This window comes from Streptomyces sp. NPDC001056, assembly GCF_053598955.1.
The window spans coordinates 34,512-52,023 of the sequence record NZ_JBSFLI010000005.1 but is presented as its reverse complement, the minus strand read 5'-3'; the positions used below and the strand labels follow the sequence as shown (position 1 = coordinate 52,023).

At 75.0% G+C, this 17,512-nt stretch carries 11 protein-coding genes and 1 pseudogene; 4 read left to right on the top strand and 8 right to left on the bottom strand.

The genetic code is table 11. From position 1 onward, the window contains the following. Window positions 1–310: 310 nt before the first annotated feature. The 6 genes from ACWDD7_RS08060 to ACWDD7_RS08035 form a co-directional block, all read right to left on the bottom strand. On the bottom strand, window positions 311–1,114 hold the full coding sequence (locus ACWDD7_RS08060) for a LytR/AlgR family response regulator transcription factor (RefSeq protein WP_450456907.1): 804 nt from the start codon (window positions 1,112–1,114) through the stop codon (window positions 311–313). Between the two features lie 80 nt (window positions 1,115–1,194). Further along, the gene (locus ACWDD7_RS08055) at window positions 1,195–3,609 is read right to left on the bottom strand and encodes a glycoside hydrolase family 65 protein (RefSeq protein WP_450456762.1); all 2,415 of its coding nucleotides are present in this window, start codon (window positions 3,607–3,609) and stop codon (window positions 1,195–1,197) included. Then, window positions 3,606–5,711: a xanthine dehydrogenase family protein molybdopterin-binding subunit gene (locus tag ACWDD7_RS08050; RefSeq protein WP_450456761.1), complete on the bottom strand. Its 2,106-nt coding sequence runs from the start codon at window positions 5,709–5,711 to the stop codon at window positions 3,606–3,608. The genes ACWDD7_RS08055 and ACWDD7_RS08050 overlap by 4 nt, the downstream gene beginning before the upstream one ends. A 53-nt stretch (window positions 5,712–5,764) precedes the next feature. Further along, the gene (locus ACWDD7_RS08045) at window positions 5,765–6,760 is read right to left on the bottom strand and encodes an FAD binding domain-containing protein (protein WP_450456760.1); all 996 of its coding nucleotides are present in this window, start codon (window positions 6,758–6,760) and stop codon (window positions 5,765–5,767) included. Continuing rightward, window positions 6,757–7,296, bottom strand: a complete 540-nt coding sequence (locus ACWDD7_RS08040; protein WP_412822921.1) for a (2Fe-2S)-binding protein — start codon at window positions 7,294–7,296, stop codon at window positions 6,757–6,759. The genes ACWDD7_RS08045 and ACWDD7_RS08040 overlap by 4 nt, the downstream gene beginning before the upstream one ends. A 694-nt stretch (window positions 7,297–7,990) precedes the next feature. Beyond that, complete coding sequence (locus tag ACWDD7_RS08035; RefSeq protein ID WP_450456906.1) at window positions 7,991–9,877, bottom strand: ABC transporter ATP-binding protein; 1,887 nt, start codon at window positions 9,875–9,877, stop codon at window positions 7,991–7,993. Window positions 9,878–10,069: 192 nt separating this feature from the next. On the opposite strand from ACWDD7_RS08035, the gene ACWDD7_RS08030 reads away from it, so the two are divergent. Continuing rightward, a complete protein-coding gene (locus tag ACWDD7_RS08030) occupies window positions 10,070–11,044 on the top strand; it encodes a lysylphosphatidylglycerol synthase transmembrane domain-containing protein (RefSeq protein WP_450456759.1) in 975 nt (324 codons plus the stop codon). Between the two features lie 41 nt (window positions 11,045–11,085). Further along, window positions 11,086–11,844: a crotonase/enoyl-CoA hydratase family protein gene (locus ACWDD7_RS08025; RefSeq protein ID WP_450456758.1), complete on the top strand. Its 759-nt coding sequence runs from the start codon at window positions 11,086–11,088 to the stop codon at window positions 11,842–11,844. A gap of 30 nt (window positions 11,845–11,874) precedes the next feature. Here the strand turns inward: ACWDD7_RS08025 and ACWDD7_RS08020 are convergent, their stop codons facing one another. Further along, window positions 11,875–13,146: a HEAT repeat domain-containing protein gene (locus tag ACWDD7_RS08020; RefSeq protein ID WP_450456757.1), complete on the bottom strand. Its 1,272-nt coding sequence runs from the start codon at window positions 13,144–13,146 to the stop codon at window positions 11,875–11,877. Window positions 13,147–13,298: 152 nt separating this feature from the next. Continuing rightward, a pseudogene (locus ACWDD7_RS08015) lies at window positions 13,299–14,455 on the bottom strand (FGGY family carbohydrate kinase); the annotation flags it as partial. Window positions 14,456–14,760: 305 nt separating this feature from the next. On the opposite strand from ACWDD7_RS08015, the gene ACWDD7_RS08010 reads away from it, so the two are divergent. Both ACWDD7_RS08010 and ACWDD7_RS08005 read left to right on the top strand, forming a co-directional pair. After that, window positions 14,761–15,879: a hypothetical protein gene (locus ACWDD7_RS08010; RefSeq protein ID WP_450456756.1), complete on the top strand. Its 1,119-nt coding sequence runs from the start codon at window positions 14,761–14,763 to the stop codon at window positions 15,877–15,879. Window positions 15,880–15,912: 33 nt separating this feature from the next. Continuing rightward, window positions 15,913–17,436, top strand: coding sequence for an amino acid permease (locus ACWDD7_RS08005; RefSeq protein ID WP_450456755.1), 1,524 nt, complete (start codon window positions 15,913–15,915; stop codon window positions 17,434–17,436). The last annotated feature ends 76 nt before the right edge of the window (window positions 17,437–17,512 follow it).

Genomic DNA, 17,512 nt, shown 5'->3' with positions numbered 1-17,512 from the left:
CAACGACAACGCAGGTGAACTTACACAGCTTCGGCGGCAGATTCGAGACCCGGTGCAGCCGGCGGTCCACGTGGCCCAGGCCGATACCGGCCGACGGTCCGGCGGTGCCGCCCAGCGCCGTCGCGGCGGGCGAGCAGCGGGTGAACTCGTCCCATTGCCGCAGGAGTTCATGGGCCCGCTCACATACCGACCTGCTCGAAGGGGCGGCGTGAGGCGGACAACGGCGCGGCACGACCGGTCCCGCCCTCGGCGACGGCCTCGTCGCAGGGGCGGGTTCCGTCTCCCCACGCGCTCCCGGACGCCGCTCCGATCACCCGGTGTGCGGGCGAGTGTACGCGCCCTGGGCCAGCAGGTCGCGTACCGCGCGGGCGTTACGACGGCTCACGGCGAGCAGCCGGTCGCCGACCCGCACGGTCAGGTTGCCGCCGTCCACGCGGAGTTCCTCGATGCGGCCGAGGGCGACCAGGCGGCTGCGGTGGATGCGCACGAATCCGTGCGGGCGCCACCGCTCCGCCAGCGCGGACAGCGGGATGCGCACCAGGTGGCTGCCGTCGCGGGTGTGCAGTCGCGCGTAGTCGCCCTGCGCCTCGGCGTAGACGATGTCGGCGACGGGCACGAACCGGGTCACCCCGCCGAGTTCCACGGGCACGTGGCCGCCGGGGACGGATCCGGTGCCGGGGCCCGCCGGGCGGGGTCCCTGCCCGGCGCCGACCAGTTCGGCGACCCGTCGTACGGCCTCCGCGAAGCGTTCCCTGCCCAGGGGCTTGAGGAGAAAGTCGACGGCCTTGAGGTCGAAGGCGCGGACGGCGTAGTCCTTGCGGGCGGTGACGAAGACGATCAACGGCGGTGCGGTGGACTCGCCGAGGACCCGGGCCAGTTCGAGGCCGCCGAGGCCGGGCATGCCGATGTCCAGGAAGACCACGTCCACGGCGTCCCGTCCGGCCGGGTCCGCCCGTCCGGCGCGGCTGAGCCGGTGCAGCGCCTCGGCGGCGGTCGAGGCGGGCACCACGTCGCCGACCCGCGGGTCCTCCCGGAGCAGGTGCAGCAGCTCCGCCAGCGCGGGTTCCTCGTCGTCCACCGCCAGGGCCCGCAGCGGGGCCGTGTGAGCGCGCAGGGGCACGGCGGACAGCTCCTTTCTCCTTCAACCAGGTGCATGGTGACCCCGCGGGCCCGCCACCGTCGAGTGGCCGGACCTCACTCCGGGAGCACCAGTCGCGCCGTACGGCCCGGCCGCACCGGCACCACCCGGTCCGGCAGCCGTACGTCGATGGGCTCCCTGTCGGACTCGGGCACGGCGATCTCCAGCCGGCGGCTGGCCAGGCGGACGGCGATGCCCCAGTGGCCCAGGTAGCGGATCGAGAAGCTGTAGGAGGAGACCGCGGGGAGCGGGACGGGGTCCAGCCAGAGGGCGCCCACGCGGGTCTCCAGGCCGGTCAGCCCGCGCTGTACCAGGTCGAGGGTGCCGGCCATCGCGCCGAGGTGGATGCCCTCGCCGGTGGTGCCGCCCTGGACGTCGGCGATGTCGCCGCGCAGCGTCTCCTGGACGAACCGCCAGGCGTCGGCGCGGCGGGCGCGGGCCAGGATCCAGCCGTGGACGAGGCCGCTGAGGGTGGAGCCGTGGCTGGTGCGGCCGAGGTAGTAGTCGACGTTCGCGGACCATGCCTCCTCGTCGACGTCATGGCCCAACTGCCGCAACAGCGCACGCAGTTCGCGGGGCGAGAAGAGGTAGCGGAGCATCAGGAGGTCGGCCTGCTTGGATGCCTTGTAGCGGTTGACGGTGTCGCCCTCGGCCTCCAGGATCCGGTCCAGGCGCCGGATGTCGCCGTAGCGCTCGCGGTAGGCGCCCCAGTCCAGTTCGGCGAGGTCGCCGTAGCCCGCGAACTGGCTGATCATCCCGTCGTGCCGAGGCACGTGGAGGGTGTGCGCGACCTCTTCCCAGCGGTCGGTCTCGCCGGGTTCGAGGCCCGCCTTCTCGGTGAGTTCGCGGCGGCGCGGCTCGGGCAGGCAGCTCAGCAGTTCCAGGGTGCGGGCGAGCACCCAGGCGGCGGTGACGTTGGTGTACGTGTTGTCGTCCAGCCCTGGCCGGTCCGCGCCGGGATAGGCGTCGTGGTACTCGTCGGGGCCGACCACGCCCCGGATGCGGTGCCGGCCGAGGTGGTCGTCGTACTCCGCGGAGTCGGCCCAGAAGCGGGCGATGTGGAGGAGCATCTCGGCGCCCTCGCCGGCGCGGAAGGCGCTGTCGCCGGTGGCCTCGCAGTACTGCCACACGTTGTAGGCGATCGCGGAGCCGACGTGGTGCTGGAGGTGGGAGTGGTCGGGCAGCCAGCGGCCGGAGCGTGGGTTGAGGTGCAGTTCCTGGGTCTCCTCGTGGCCGTCGCTGCCGCTCTGCCACGGGTAGCAGGCGCCGCGCCGGCCGAGCCTGGCCGCCGCGCGCCGGGCCGCGTCCAGGCGGCGGTGCCGGTAGCGGAGCAGGCCCCGGGAGACCTCGGGCAGGTGGAGGTTCAGGTAGGGCAGCACGAAGAGTTCGTCCCAGAAGACATGGCCGCGGTACGCCTCGCCGTGCAGTCCGCGCGCGGGGACGCCGACGTCCAGGTCGGCGGTGTGCGGAGAGAGGGTCTGGAGCACGTGGAAGAGGTGCAGGCGCAGAATCCGCCCGGCCTCGCCGGGGACTTCGAGCACGGTGCGCCGCCACAGCATCTCCCAGGCGGCTCGGTGGGATTCCAGCAGGTCCGGGAAGCCCGGCGCGTCGGCGAGCCGGGCGAGGGCCGCACGCAGCGGGTCGCCGATGGCCGGGTCGTGGGAGGTGTGCAGGGCGATGGTCTTGTCGACGGTGGCGGTGCGGCCGGGGGGCAGGGTGAGGCGCACCGTCTGTACGGCGCGGCCGGGTCCGGGGGCGGCGGTGGTCAGGGCCGTCGAGGCGTCGGCGTCGCCGGTCCCCGGGGCCTCGGCGGTGAGCCGTCCCGCCAGCGCGATCCGGATGTCGGAGGTGCGGGTGCGGCAGTGCAGCCACACGGTGTCGGCGCCGTCCGACCCGGTGCGGACGTCGGTGAGGTGGCGGCCGTTCAGGTCGCGGTAGCGGGCGACGCCGCAGTTGGTGACGTCGCCGTCGAGCGCGGCCTCGACGTCCAGGTCCAGGGCGCCGCCCTCGACGGTGAACTCCGTGTGCAGAGCGGCGAGATGGGGGTCGCCGAGGTGGACCAGGCGCAACTGCCGTACGTCGAGGGCCCGGTCCGGGCCGAGGGAGTAGCGGGTATGGCGCTCCAGCAGGCCCGCGTCGAGGTGCAGGACGAGGTGGTGCTCGGTGACGCCGGCCGTGTCCGGGGTGAGCCAGCCGCCGCTGTCGGCCGCCGGGCGGAAGCGCAGGGGCAGCCAGTTGGGCAGGTTGACCATGTCCTCGTTCTCGACGCGGCGGCCCGCGATCTCGGAGGTGAGCCGGTTGTAGCAGCCGGCCGCGTAGGTGCCCGGGTAGTGGACCTCGTCGGCGGTGCACTCGGGCAGCGCGCCCCGGGTGGCGAAGTAGCCGTTGCCCAGGGTGCACAGGGACTCCCGCAGGCGTTCGGACTCCGCCTCGTATCCGTGGTACTCCCAGGTCGGCGCGGCCACTGTCACCTCGCGGCGGGCAGACCGGCGAGGATCCGGTCGGGGGTGAGGGGCAGTTCACGGCAGCGCACCCCGGTGGCGTGGTGGACGGCGTTGCCGATGGCGGCGGCGGTGCCGACGATGCCGATCTCGCCGATGCCCTTGGCGCCCATGGGGTTGAGGTGGGTGTCGTCCTCCTCGATCCAGTGGGCCTCGACGGCGGGCACGTCGGCGTTCACGGGCACGTGGTAGGAGGCGAGGTCGCACTCGGTGAAGTCGCCGAACGCGGGGTCCAGGGTGCTGCCCTCGGTGAGGGCCATGCCCAGGCCCATGATCATGGCGCCGGTGAACTGGGAGCGCGCGGTGCGGGAGTTGAGGATGTGCCCGGCGGCGAAGACGCCGAGCAGCCGGCGCACCCGGGTCTCGCCGGTGACGGTGTCGACGGCGACCTCGGCGAACTGGGCGCCGAACGCGTGCCGCGCGTAGGGGACTTCCGCGTCCGCCTTCCCCGCGGTGTCGGCGTGGGCGTCGATGCCCTCGGCGGGCAACGGGCCGGAGTGCGCCGCGATTCGCGCGGCGAGATCGGCGCAGGCGTCGTGTACGGCCCACCCCCAGGAGGCGGTGCCGGTGGAGCCGCCGGCCAGCCAGGCCGGGGGCAGATCGCTGTGCCCGATCTCGATCCGCACCCGGTCCAGGGCGGTGCCGAGGGTGTCGGCGGCGATCTGGGCGAGGACGGTGCGGGCCCCGGTGCCGATGTCGGTCGCGTTGACGCGCACCGTGAAGGTGCCGTCGGGCAGGGCGCGGGCGGTGGCGGTGGCCGGGACCGCGGAGGACGGGTAGGTGGCCGCGGCGACACCGGTGCCGAGGAGCCAGGGGCCCTCGCGGCGCGAGCGCGGGCGCGGATCACGCTCGTCCCAGCCGAACCGGCGGGCCCCCTCGCGCAGGCACTGCATCAGATGCCGGCTGCTGAACGGCTTGCCGGTGCCCGGCTCGTGCTCGGGCTCGTTGCGGATGCGCAGCTGGATCGGGTCCATGCCCAGCGCCTCGGCGAGTTCGTCCACCGCGGACTCCAGGGCGTACATGCCGGGCGACTCGCCGGGGGCGCGCATCCAGGAGGGGCTGGGCACGTCCAGGGCGACCACGCGGTGGACGGTGCGCAGGTTGGGCGTGGCGTACATGACGCGGGCGGGCACCGCGGCCTGCTCCACGAACTCCTTCACGCGTGAGGTGTGGGTGGTCACCTCGTGCACGACCGCCGTCAGCCGGCCGTCGGGGGCGGCGCCGAGGCGCAGCCGGTGCAGGGTGGGCGCGCGGTGGCCGACGACGGTGGGCAGATACCGGCGGGGGTAGGCGAGGGTGACCGGGCGGGCGGTGCGCAGGGCGGCCATCGCGGCGAGCACCAGGTCGGGGCGCGGGGTGCCCTTGGAACCGAAGCCGCCGCCGACGTGCTCGCTGACCACGGTGACGTGGTCCTCGGGCAGCTCGAACATCTGGGCGAGCACGGAGCGTGCCGTCGTACCGCCCTGGCTGGAGGTGTACACCGTGAGCCGGTCGTCGTCCCAGTGGGCCGTGGTCGCGTGCGGCTCCATGGGGTGATTGTGCAGCGGCGGCACCCGGTAGGCGACGTCGACACGGGTCTGCGCGGCGGCGAACGCGCCCTCGGGGTCGCCGTGCTCGACCCTGCCGGGCAGCCCCGCGTTGGCCTCCTCCGGCTCGTATGCCTCCGGGTGGTCCTCGGTCAGTTCGACGTCGCACGGCTCGTTGTCGTAGCGGACCCGCACCAGCCGGGCGGCGGCCCGTGCGGTCTCCAGGGTCTCGGCGACGACGAGGGCGACGCACCACCCCCGGTGCGGGACGCGGGGGTCCTGGAGCACGGCGAGGGTGGCGTCCTCGGGATCGGCGAGCCTGGGCGCGTCGCCGGGGGTGAGGACGGCGAGGACGCCGGGCAGGGCGCGGGCGGCCGAGGTGTCCACCTCGGTGACCCGGCCGCGGGCCACGACGGCGGGCACGGGCCATGCCTGGGCGCGCCCGGGTAGCGGGTGCTCGGCGGCGTAACGGGCGGTGCCGGTGACCTTCTGCCGCCCCTCCAGGCGCTCGGCGGGGGCGCCGAGGACGGTGTCGGTGTGGGGCATGGGTCCTCCTGTGTCACCGGGTGAGGTGCGCGGCCGGGCACGGACGTGCGGGGTCAGACCACGGCGGGGGCCGAGGTGAGGCGGCCGAGGACGTCGAGGGCGAGGTTGCGGGCGAGGCGCACCTTGAAGGCGTTCTCGCCCAGCGGCCGGGCCTCGGCGAGTTCGAGGTCGACGGCGCGTTCGAGGGCGGCGGGGGTGGGCGCGGCGCCGCGCAGGGCCTCCTCGGCTCGGCGGGCCCGCCAGGGCTTGTGCGCGAGCCCGCCGAAGGCGAGGCCCACGTGCTCGATCGCGCTGTCCGCGAGCCGCAGCACGACGGCCACGGAGGCGAGGGCGAAGGCGTACGACGCCCGGTCCCCGGCCTTGCGGTAGGCGGAGGGCATCCCGGCGGTCGCGGTCGGCAGGAGCACGCCGGTGATGATCTCGCCGGGGCGGATCTCGGTGTCCCGCTCGGGGTGTTCGCCGGGCAGCCGGTGGAAGTCGGCCACGGGCACGCTGCGGGTGCCGTCGGTGCCGTACAGCTCGACCCGGGCGTCCAGCGCGGCGAGGGCGACGGCCATGTCGGACGGGTGGGTGGCGATGCACTGCTCCGAGTGGCCGAGGACCGCGTGGTCGCGGTGGACGCCCTCCAGGGCGCCGCAGCCGCTGCCGGGGTCGCGCTTGTTGCAGGGTTTGTCGACGTCCTGGAAGTAGGGGCAGCGGGTGCGCTGGAGGAGGTTGCCGCCGGTGGTGGCGGCGTTGCGGAGCTGGCCCGAGGCACCCGCGAGGAGGGCCTGGGACAGCGCCGGGTAGCGGTCGCGCACGCGCGGGTCGGCGGCGAGGTCGCTGTTGCGGACCGTCGCGCCGGCCCGCAGGGAGCCGTCGGGCAGCTCCTCGACGCCGTCCAGGGGCAGTCGGCCGATGTCCACGAGGAAGGCCGGGCTCTCGACGCCGAGCTTCAGCAGGTCGACCAGGTTGGTGCCGCCGGCCAGGTAGCGGGCACCGGGGTGGGCGGCGTACGCCTCGGCGGCCTCCTGGAGCGTGGCGGGCCTCAGGTATCCGAAGCCGTTCACCGGATCACGTCCTCCACCGCCTCGACGATGCCCGGATAGGCGCCGCAGCGGCACAGGTTGCCGCTCATGCGCTCGCGGATCTCGGGCCGGTCCAGCGGGACGGGCCGGCCGGAGGGGGCCGCGGGGTCCGTGACGTGGGAGGGGTGCCCGGCGGCTGCCTCGGCGAGCATGCCGACGGCGGAGCAGAGCTGGCCCGGGGTGCAGTAGCCGCACTGGAAGGCGTCGCGGTCGAGGAAGGCCCGCTGGAGCGGGTGCGGTTCCTCGCCGTCGCCGCCCAGGCCCTCCACGGTGGTGACCTCGGCGCCGTCCAGGGTCACCGCCAGCAGCAGACAGCTGTTGAGGCGGCGCCCGCCGGCCAGCACGGTGCAGGCCCCGCACTGGCCGTGGTCGCAGCCCTTCTTGGCGCCGGTGAGCCCGAGGTCCTCGCGGAGCAGGTCCAGGAGGACGCGGCGGTGGTCGACGTGCAGGGTGTGCGGCTCGCCGTTCACCCTCAGGGTGATCTCCGATCCCGGGGCGGGCGCGTTCTCGCTGGTCATGGCATGAGAGCCTTCCGGACGGACCGTGGTGCCGTGCGCTCCGCGTATCCAGGTTCGCGGGGCTCACACGTGCGCTCCGCGTCCGGGGAACCGGCGGATCGGGTCTCGCCCCGGCTGTCATGGCCCCGGTGGGGGCGCGGGGCCGGAAGGACCGGGCGACGGCCTACCGGCCCCGCGCTCGGCGCGGACGCCGGACGGCGGACCGCGGGTGGGTGGCCGGCCGGTTCCGGACGCGGCCGGGGGCTGGGTCTTCCCTGGTGTCCGGCCTTCCGGCGCCTCGCGTCCGGCGGTCCGTGCGCGGGGAGCGCGGGCGGCGCGCGCGCCGACGGCCTGCTGCCGCGTGCCGCCTCGCGTGGTGCGCGCGCCGGGGCCGTCGTACTGCCGCCGGTCTCGCGGGGGCGGACGGGGCGCGGCAGAGCGAGGCCGGCGCGGCATGCGTTCCGCCGACGGGGGCGGCCGGCCGCCGCACCCTTGCCGGTGGTGCGGGCGCGGCGGCCCGGCTCGTCGAAGAGGGCCGAAGAGGGTGGCGAGGGAGGTCCGGCAGGCCGCCCGGCATGACCTCGGCGGCGCACCCGCGGCCCGGCCGGGCCACCGGTCCCCCGCTCCGAAAAGGCCCGGCCCCTCCTCCGGCCGCTCCACCACGGTGCCCCGTCCCGGCCTCACCCGCCCCGCCGCGACCCCCGTCCTCTCCCCCTCAGACCACCCCCACCTTCGCGTCTTCCCCGTCCCGCTGCGCGAACTGCGTCCGGTACAGCTCGGCGTACCGCCCGCCCGCCGCCAGCAGTTCGTCGTGCGTGCCCCGCTCCGCGATCCGGCCGGACTCGATCACGAGGATCTGGTCGGCGGCGCGGACGGTCGACAGGCGGTGGGCGATGACCACGGCGGTGCGGCCCTCCAGAGCCTCGGTGAGGGCCTCCTGGACGGCCGCCTCGGAGGTGTTGTCCAGGTGGGCCGTGGCCTCGTCGAGGATGACGACGCGCTGGCGGGCCAGCAGCAGCCGGGCGATGGTCATCCGCTGGCGCTCGCCGCCGGACAGCCGGTAGCCGCGCTCGCCGACGACCGTGTCGAGGCCGTCCGGCAGGGACCGTACGACCTCGGCGAGGCGGGCGCGGCCGAGGGCGTCCCACAGCTCCTCGTCACCGGCGTCCGGGCGGGCCAGCAGCAGGTTGGCGCGGACGGTGTCGTGGAAGAGGTGGCCGTCCTGGGTGACCATGCCGAGGGTGGCCCGCAGCGAGGCCGCCGTCACGTCGCGGACGTCCACCCCGCCGACCCGGACGGCGCCCGCGTCGACGTCGTACAGGCGCGGCAGCAACTGCGCGATGGTGGACTTCCCGGCCCCGGAGGAGCCGACCAGGGCGACGGTCTGGCCGGGTTCGGCGCGGAAGGAGATGCCGTGCAGGACCTCGGTGCCGCCGCGGGTGTCGAGGGCGGCGACCTCTTCGAGGGAGGCGAGGGAGACCTGGTCGGCGGCCGGGTAGGAGAAGTGGACGCCGTCGAACTCGACGGCCACCGGGCCCCGCGGGACCTCGGCCGCGTCCGGCTTCTCCGCGATCAGCGGCTTCAGGTCGAGCACCTCGAAGACCCGCTCGAAGCTGACGAGCGCGCTCATCACCTCCACCCGCGCCCCGGCGAGCGCGGTGAGCGGGGCGTAGAGCCGGGTCAGCAGCAGCGCCAGCGAGACGACCGCGCCGGCCTGGAGGGTGCCGTGCAGCGCGAACCAGCCGCCGAGGCCGTAGACGAGGGCCAGCGCGAGGGCGGAGACCAGGGTGAGGGAGGTGATGAACACCGACTGGGCGGTGGCGGTGCGCACCCCGATGTCCCGGACCCGGGCGGCGCGCACGGCGAACTCCGCCGACTCCTCCTCGGGACGGCCGAACAGCTTGACCAGGGTGGCGCCGGGCGCCGAGAACCGCTCGGTCATCCGGGTGCCCATGGCCGCGTTCAGCGCCGCCGCCTCCCGCTGCATCCGGGCCATCCTGCTGCCCATCCGGCGCGCGGGCAGCACGAAGACGGGCAGCAGTACCAGCGCGAGCAGGGTGATCTGCCAGGACAGGGTGAGCATCACGGCGAGCGTGAGCAGCAGGGTGACCAGGTTGGTCACCACGCCGGACAGGGTGTTGGCGAAGGCCCGCTGGGCGCCGATCACGTCGTTGTTGAGCCGGCTGACCAGCGCTCCCGTGCGCGTGCGGGTGAAGAAGGCGACGGGCATGCGCTGGACGTGGTCGAACACGGCCGTTCTGAGGTCGAGGATGAGTCCCTCGCCGAGCGTCGAGGACAGCCGCCGGCCCAGGATGCCGAGCCCGGCCTCGGCGAGGGCGACCAGGGCGATCAGCAGGGACAGGCGGACCACGGTGCCGGAGTCGTGCCCCGACACGATGGCGTCGACGACCCGCCCGGCGAGCACCGGGGTCGCCACGGCGAGCAGCGCGGTCACCACCCCGAGCAGGACGAAGCGGATGATGCCCGCGCGGTGCGGGCGGGCGAAGGCGGCGATGCGGCGCAGCGTGGCGCGGGCGAGGGGACGGCGGTCCGACTGCGCGTTCATCACGCTGTGCAGCTGCGTCCATGCGGTGGTCTCCATGCTCATGAAGAGAACGTAGAACCTCAAGCTTCGTTGAGGTCAATGTCGAGGCTTTTTCCCCGCTCCGGCGCCCCGGAACCAGGGCGTCCCGTCGAACCCGTGACCCTCATGACCCCGATGACCACTCCCTGTAAGCCGCCGTCCGGGACGACGCCACCCGCCGTTGGGGCGGCGCCGAGACCCTCTGCTGATGTGACTGCCGTCCCCACTCCCCCGCTCCCCCGGGTACGACTCCCCCGTCGCGTGCCCGTCCGCCAGGTGCTGTGCCTGCTGCCGCTGCTGCTGTTCGGCGTGGCCGCCGTACGCAACCGCTCGCTGCTCGCCGAGGGCTTCGGCCAACTGCGCACCGCGTCCTGGCCCTGGCTGCTCGCGGCGGCCGGGGCCACCTGTCTGACCTGGGTGGCGGCGGCCGTCACCCGGCAGGGCGCGGTGGTCCAGCCGCTGCCCAAGGTGCGGCTGCTGGCCGCCCAGTTCGCGGCCGCGTCGGCCAACCACCTGCTGCCCACCGGGCTCGGCGCGGGCGCGGTGAACCTGCGTTTCATGACCGTGTGCGGGGTGCCGCCGGCCCGCTCCTCGGCCGCGCTCGCGCTGTACCTGCTCGCGGAGAGCGCGGGCCGGCTCGGTCTGCTGGCCGTCCTGCTGCTCGCCTTCCCGGACGCGCTGCGACTCGGTCCGCTGCTGCCGGACGGTTCGACGCTGCCGCTGCTGCTGGGCGCGGCCGGGCTGCTGGTGGCGATGGCGGGCGCCGGGGCGCTGGTACGACCGCTGCGCACCCGCGTCTCCGCGTTCGTCCGGGACGCCCTGGGCGAGGCACGCTCGGTACACACCCGGCCGCTGCGCGCCCTGGCCCTGTGGGGCGGTTCGCTGGCCTTTCCCGCGCTCCAGGCGGCCGGGCTCGCCGCGGTCGGCCGGGCGCTGCGGCTGCCGGTACCGCCCGCCCACATGGCGCTCGCCTATCTCGCGGCGACGGTCGCGGTGGCCCTGGTGCCCACTCCGGGCGGGCTCGGTTCGGTCGAGGCGGCGCTGATCGTGGCCCTGGTCGCGGTGGGCGGCCCGGCGGCGCCGGCCACGGCGGTGGTGCTGGCCTACCGGATCATCACCGTCTGGGCACCGCTGCTGCCGGGGGCGTTGACCCTGGGGGCACTGGTGCGGCTGAAGGTCATCTGAGGCAGAGTGGCCTCCCAGCCGCCTGGAGAGGGAGTCCCGTCGTGCCGGTCCGTGTGGAGCGCAAGGAGTACGTCACCACCGTCGTGCTGTCCCGGCCCGGGGCCCGCAACGCCGTGGACGGCCCGACGGCCGCCGAACTCGCCGCGGCCTTCCGGGAGTTCGAGGCGGACGAGAACGCCCGGGTGGCCGTGCTGTGGGGCGAGGGGGGCACGTTCTGCGCGGGGGCCGACCTGAAGGCGATCGGCGCCGAGCGGGGCAACCGGGTGGCCGAGGACGGCGACGGGCCGATGGGGCCGACCCGGCTGCGGCTGTCCAAGCCGGTGATCGCCGCCGTCGCCGGGCACGCGGTGGCGGGCGGCCTGGAACTGGCCCTGTGGTGCGATCTGCGGGTGGCGGAGGAGGACGCGGTGTTCGGCGTGTTCTGCCGCCGCTGGGGGGTGCCGCTGATCGACGGCGGGACCGTACGACTGCCCCGGCTGATCGGCACGAGCCGGGCCATGGACCTGATCCTGACCGGCCGTCCCGTTCCGGCCCCGGAGGCGTACGCGATGGGACTCGCGAACCGCGTGGTGCCGGTCGGCACCGCCCGCGCCGAGGCGGAGGCGCTGGCCGCCGGGATCGCCCGGTTCCCGCAGGCGTGTCTGCGCAGCGACCGCGCCTCGGTGCTCGACCAGGAGGGGCTGGACGAGGCGGGCGCGATGCGTGGTGAACTCCGCCATGGGATGGGTGTGTTGGCCGAGGGCGCGGAGGGCGCCGCCCGGTTCTCCTCGGGCGCGGGGCGGCACGGCTCGTTCATGTGAGCAGGGCGTACACGAGTACGCCCCGCGGGGTCACGCCTCGGGCAGCCCGGCATAGGCGCGCAGCGCGTCGCGCGGAGTGGGCAGGCCCCAGGAGCGGACGATGCCCCAGAGGTTCGCCCACTGCCAGGTGGCCTTGTCGAGGTCGGCGAGGACCCGGACCAGGCGGCGCTGGGGCTCGGTCAGCTCCGTGAAGGCGCCGGGACCGTCCGGCCCCGGTTCGCCGAAGGCCAGCCGCAGCGCGGCCGTGGCGACGGGGAAGCTCGCCGGGCCGCTGGTGGCGGCGAGCCCGTCGGTCACCGCGTCCAGGGCCTGTGCGGGGAACCGGCCGGCGAGCAGGGTGAGGGAGGCGGCGGAGTATCCGCGCAGGTCGCCCTCGTGGAACAGCACCCGGGGCGCGTCGGACCCCGGCTCCTCGGCCGCGGCGACCAGTTCGGCCAGCACCTCGGCGCTCACCGCCGCCTCCACGCCCTCGCCGCCGAGGCGGGCCAGCGCGGTGGCCGCCGCCCATCGCACCACCGGCTCCTCGGTGGCGAGGAACTCCCGTATTCTGACCGTGAGTTCAGTACTCGGCTCGCCGTCGCCGAGCAGCCCGGCGGTCACCAGCAGGGTGGCCAGGACCACGGGCTCGCGCTCCTCGTCCAGCAGCGGCACCAGGCACGGCAGACTCTCCCCGGCCGCCTCCGGGAACCACGCCAGCAGATAGGCCGCGCCCGCCCGGACGGCCGCCTCGCGATCGCGCAACAGCGGCAGCAGCGCGGGCAGCTCGCCGCGCACCGCGTCGTAGGCGCCCAGCTCCGCCGCCATGGCCTCCTGTTGGCGGCCATGGTCGTACATGTCGCGGCGCAACGCCCGCAGCCGCCGGTCCTTCTCGTCGGTCGCCGCCTCCACCCAGGCGTCGTACTCGGCGCGTATCGCCTCGGGGTCCTGCGCGCGGACCTTCTCGGCGTCGGCCCGCCAGTCGGCGACCGCGAGGCCGCCGGGCAGATGGGCCTCGTCGTAGCCGATGGCGAGCGCGGCCAGCAGCTCCAGGTGCTCGGCCCGGCCGGGCAGCGCGGGATCCGCCGCCATGCGCGCCAGGAACGGCACCGCGACGGCCGTGGCCGGGTACCGGCTGCCCTGGTGGAAGATGTTGCCGTACAGCGCGTCCAGGGCCGCCGCCCGCTCCTCCGGGTCCTCGGAGCAGCGGGCCAGCAGCAGGCCGGGCACGTCCTCGGCGGGCCCGTAGGCATGCGTCAGCGCGGACCAGTCGACGGTGTCGAGGCCGGACAGCGCGACGGACGCCGATGTGTTGATCTCAGTCACATCGGAACTGTCGCACACGGCACCGACAACGCCCGCCTCAGCCGACGCTCACCCGCACCTCCCCGCCCTCGGGGTCCACACGCTCGTGCCGGCGCGCACCGAGCGTCAGGGTGCGGTGCAAAGGCACGGTGCCGGGGCCGAGGCGGGCGCGGTACCCCGGCGGCGATGCCCTCGCACAGGGCGCGCACCAGACGGCCCCGCGTGGTGCCGAGGCCGAGCCCGGTGAGGGAACCGCGCAGATCGCCGCGCCACCAGGGGGCGGCGATCCCGGCGAGGACGGGCACGAAGGTGACGCCGCCGCTGTCGGGGACGGTGCCGCCGACCGGGTCGAGGTCGGCGGCGGAGCCGATGGCGCCGAGGTCGGCGAGCCGGCGCACGGCGGAGGCGGCACAGACCTGGCCGTCCAGGCAGTAACTGGTGGCGGCCGTGCAGACCTGGCCGTCCAGGCAGTAACTGGTGGTTCCGGCGAGCCGCCAGGCCACGCAGCTGACCAGTCCGGAGCCGCCGCGTCGGGGGAGTTCGCCGGTGCGGGCGAGCAGGAACGCGGCTGTGCCGTAGGTGCACTTGGCGGCGCCGGGGGCGGTGACGCGCTGGGCGAGCAGGGCGGCCCGCCGGTCCGTGATCAGTCCTGTGAGGGGGATGTCGTAGCCGAACTCCCGCGTGCTGCCGATGGGTTGGGCGACATCGGTGATCTCCGGCAGGCGTTCTCCGGTGAGGCCGTAGAGGTCGGGGGCGCGGGACGACCACCGGACACGGTCGAGGTCGAGGAGCTGGGTGCGCCCGGCTGTGGCGGCGTCGGTGACGAAGGCGCCGGTGAGGCGGTGCACCAGCCAGGAGTCGGAGGTGGTGACGACGCCCTCGCGGGCGAGGTGGCGGCGAATCCAGGCCATCTTGGGCGCGGCGGAACAGGGGTCCGGCGGCAGGCCGGTGAGGTGCCGCAACTCGTCGGCGTGGTCGCGGAGTCCGGCGCGGCGGACTCGGCGCGGCGGTCCTGCCGGATCAGGGCGCCGGTGAGCGGCCGGCCCGTCGCGGGGTCCCGGGCGAGGACGGTCTCGCCCTGGTTGGCGAGACCCAGGGCCGCGACGCGCTCCCCGGCCTCGGCGAGCGCGCTCCGGCCGGCGGCGAACACGGAGTCGTACAGCTCGTCCGGGTCCGCCTCCACCAGCCCACCGGGCCGGTGACTCGGGTGGACCTCGGCGTACCCGGTGCCGAGGACGCCCCGCTCCGGGCAGACCACGAGGGCCTTGGTGCCGGAGGTGCCCCGGTCGACGGCGAGCACCGGCCCCGCCGTCACGCGGGTCCCCCGCATCGCACCGCGCTCCCTCGTCGCACCGGCCCTGTCATCGCGTCGGCCCCGTCATCCGCGCCCTCCCGCGCGCCGCACCGGAGATCACCGCGTCGGCCTGCCGCCGCGCGCATCCGGCGTCAAGCCGACCCGGGGCAGGCCGATGATCTTTCAACTCACCTTCCTGGCTTATTGAGTTGGCAACAATGGTGAGGCGCAACCACCACCCCTATAGTGGCCGCCGACCGCCACGCGCCGCCCAGGGGAGGGCTGTTGCCACCTCACTCCGCCGCCTCGTCCGTGCGTCACCGGCTCCGGGGCTTCGGCTGATGGCACGCGACGGAGCGAGACCCGGCTACGACCCCGCCGGCCCCGACCACGCCCTGCGCGCGGTGTTACAGGACCTGCGCACCGGCCGCTGGATGGCCATGCGCACGCTGCTCGCGGAGACCACCGAGTGGTGGCGGTGGACCCAGCGCACCCAGATCCTCGCGGCGGCGGCCGCCGGCAGTGACGTGGTGCGGGCCTGGCTCGCGGAGGAGCCGGACAGCATCCACGCGGCGGTGATGCGGGCCCGGATCGGCGTGGAGCGGGCGCTGCGGGCACACCGCGAACGGCACCTGCGGGCCCATGAGCTGTGGATCGAGGCCTGGGACGCCGCCGAGACCGCCGCCCTGCTCGCGCCGCGCGACCCCGTCCCCTGGATATGCCTGCTCGCCCTGGCCCAGCTGGACCCGGAGCAGCGGTGGGCGGAGCACCGGGCCGCCCCGCCCGAACCAGGGCTCGTGCCGGGCCCCTGGGGGCTGCTGGCCGCGGCCGCCGAACGAGACCCGTACAACCGCGAGGCCCACCACCGGATGCTCCAGTTCCTGTACGCGCGCGGCGACACGGACGGTCGTACGAGAACCACCGCCCACGCCCCCGTCAGCCGCGCGGAAGCCGTCGCCGAAGCCGACGACGGTCGGGCCGGCCGTACGCGACCGACCGCGCGGGTCCCCCACCGGTATGCCGAAGCCGCCGATTACGCCTGCTGGGCCGCCGCCCAGGCCCCGCCCGGTTCGGCCCTCCACCTCCTCCCCCTCTACGTCCGCGTCGAGCGCCACCGCCGCGAGGGCCGGCCCGAGACGTACTGGGCCACCGACGACGCCCTCCGCGAGGCGCGGTCCGCGCTGCACTCCTGGTTCGAGCACGCACCACCCGGGCTGCGCGCGCAGCCGGACCTGAACCACCTGGCCCACGCCCTGTGGGGCGCCCGTCAATTCGCCTGTGCGGACCGGGTGTTCGAGGCGATCGGCCCGCACTTCACGCCGCCGCCCTGGCTGTACCGCGTCCGGGACGGCGGCCGGGCGGCGGACGTGTTCACGCGGGCCCGCGACCACTGCCGCGCCACGGCCGACGGCGCAGGAACCCGTGCCGGGTCCCGCCCCCGCACCGGAACCACCCCCTGAGCCCCCAGGTCCGCCCACCTCCGGAGGTCCCCCATGTCCCCCGACCCGTCCCCCGTCCCCGGGCTCCCCCAGCAGGACGAGGAGCGGCGCCTGCGCGAACTCGGCTACCGCCCCGTACTGGCCCGCCGCATGGGCGGTTTCGGCAACTTCGCGATCAGCTTCTCGGTGATCTCGATCCTGTCCGGCTGCATGACCCTGTACGGCTTCGGCCTGAACACCGGCGGCCCCGCCGTGATGCTGTGGGGCTGGGCGGGCGTGGGCCTCTTCGTGCTGTGCGTCGGGCTCGCGCTCGCCGAGGTCACCAGCGCGTATCCGACCTCGGGCGCCCTGTACTACATGGCCGACCGGCTCGGCGGGCGCCGCTGGGGCTGGTACACGGGCTGGCTGAACCTGCTCGGACTGCTCGGCGCGATCGCCGGGATCGACTACGGCGCCGCCCTGTTCGCCGGCGCGTTCGCCGACCTCCAGTGGGGCTTCGTGCCGACGCCGGGCCGGACGATGCTGATCTTCTGCGCCGTCCTCCTGCTGCACGCGGTGCTGAACCTGTTCGGCGTCCGCGTCGTCAGCCTGCTCAACTCGGTCAGCGTCTGGTGGCACCTGGCGGGCGTGGCGCTGATCGTCGGCGCGCTCGCGATCGTGCCCGACCACCACCGGTCGCCGTCCTTCGTGTTCACCACGTTCGTCAACGAGACGGGCTGGTCGAACCCGCTCTACGTGGCGGCGATCGGCCTGCTGCTCGCCCAGTACACCTTCTCCGGCTACGACGCCTCCGCCCACCTGGCCGAGGAGACCTCGCGCGCCTCGGTGTCCGCCGCCAAGGGCATCGTCCGGGCCATCTGGGTCTCCTGGCTGGCCGGCTTCGTGCTGCTCGCCGGGCTGACCTTCGCCATCCAGGACTACGACGCCACGCGCACCACCGCCACCGGGGTGCCGCCCGCGCAGATCCTGCTGGACGGCCTCGGCACCGGGGGCGCGAGGGCGCTGCTGCTGATGGTGATCGTGGGCCAGCTGTTCTGCGGGAACGCCGAGGTCGCCGCGGCCAGCCGGATGGTGTTCGCGTTCAGCCGGGACGGGGCGCTGCCCGGCTCCCGGCTGTGGCGCGGGGTCAGCGGGCGCACCCAGACCCCGGTGGCCGCCGTATGGCTGTCGGTCGGTGCCGCCGCGGTCCTCGCGCTGCCGTCGCTGTGCTCGGCGACGGCGTACAACGCGGTGACCGCCATCAACGTCATCGGCATCACCCCGGCCTACGCCATCCCGGTGCTGCTGCGGCTGCGGGCGGGCGACCGGTTCCGGCGCGGGCCGTGGCACCTGGGCCGCTGGAGCAGGCCGGTCGGCTGGATCGCGGTCGCCTGGGTGACGTGCGTCACGGTCCTGTTCTGTCTGCCGCAGTCGTCGCCGGTCACCGTCGGCACGATGAACTACGCGGCCGTGGCCCTGGGCGTGGTCCTGCTGCTCGCCAGCGTCTGGTGGTACGTGGCCCGCCGGTCCTACGGCACCCCGACGGCGGCCTACGGGAGCGACCGCGACCAGGCCGAACTCGCCGAGGGCATCATCTGATCCGTATCCCGGCGCTTCACCGGGCCCGGTGGTAGGGCGCGTTCCGGATACGGCAGGATGAACGCTCGTGCCGGTC

Coding starts and splice junctions, on each gene's coding strand:
- ACWDD7_RS08050 (WP_450456761.1), bottom strand. CDS start 5,711: ATGCCCCACACCGACACCGTCCTCGGCGCCCCCGCCGAGCGCCTGGAG.
- ACWDD7_RS08040 (WP_412822921.1), bottom strand. CDS start 7,296: ATGACCAGCGAGAACGCGCCCGCCCCGGGATCGGAGATCACCCTGAGG.
- ACWDD7_RS08035 (WP_450456906.1), bottom strand. CDS start 9,877: ATGGAGACCACCGCATGGACGCAGCTGCACAGCGTGATGAACGCGCAG.
- ACWDD7_RS08010 (WP_450456756.1), top strand. CDS start 14,761: ATGGCACGCGACGGAGCGAGACCCGGCTACGACCCCGCCGGCCCCGAC.
- ACWDD7_RS08005 (WP_450456755.1), top strand. CDS start 15,913: ATGTCCCCCGACCCGTCCCCCGTCCCCGGGCTCCCCCAGCAGGACGAG.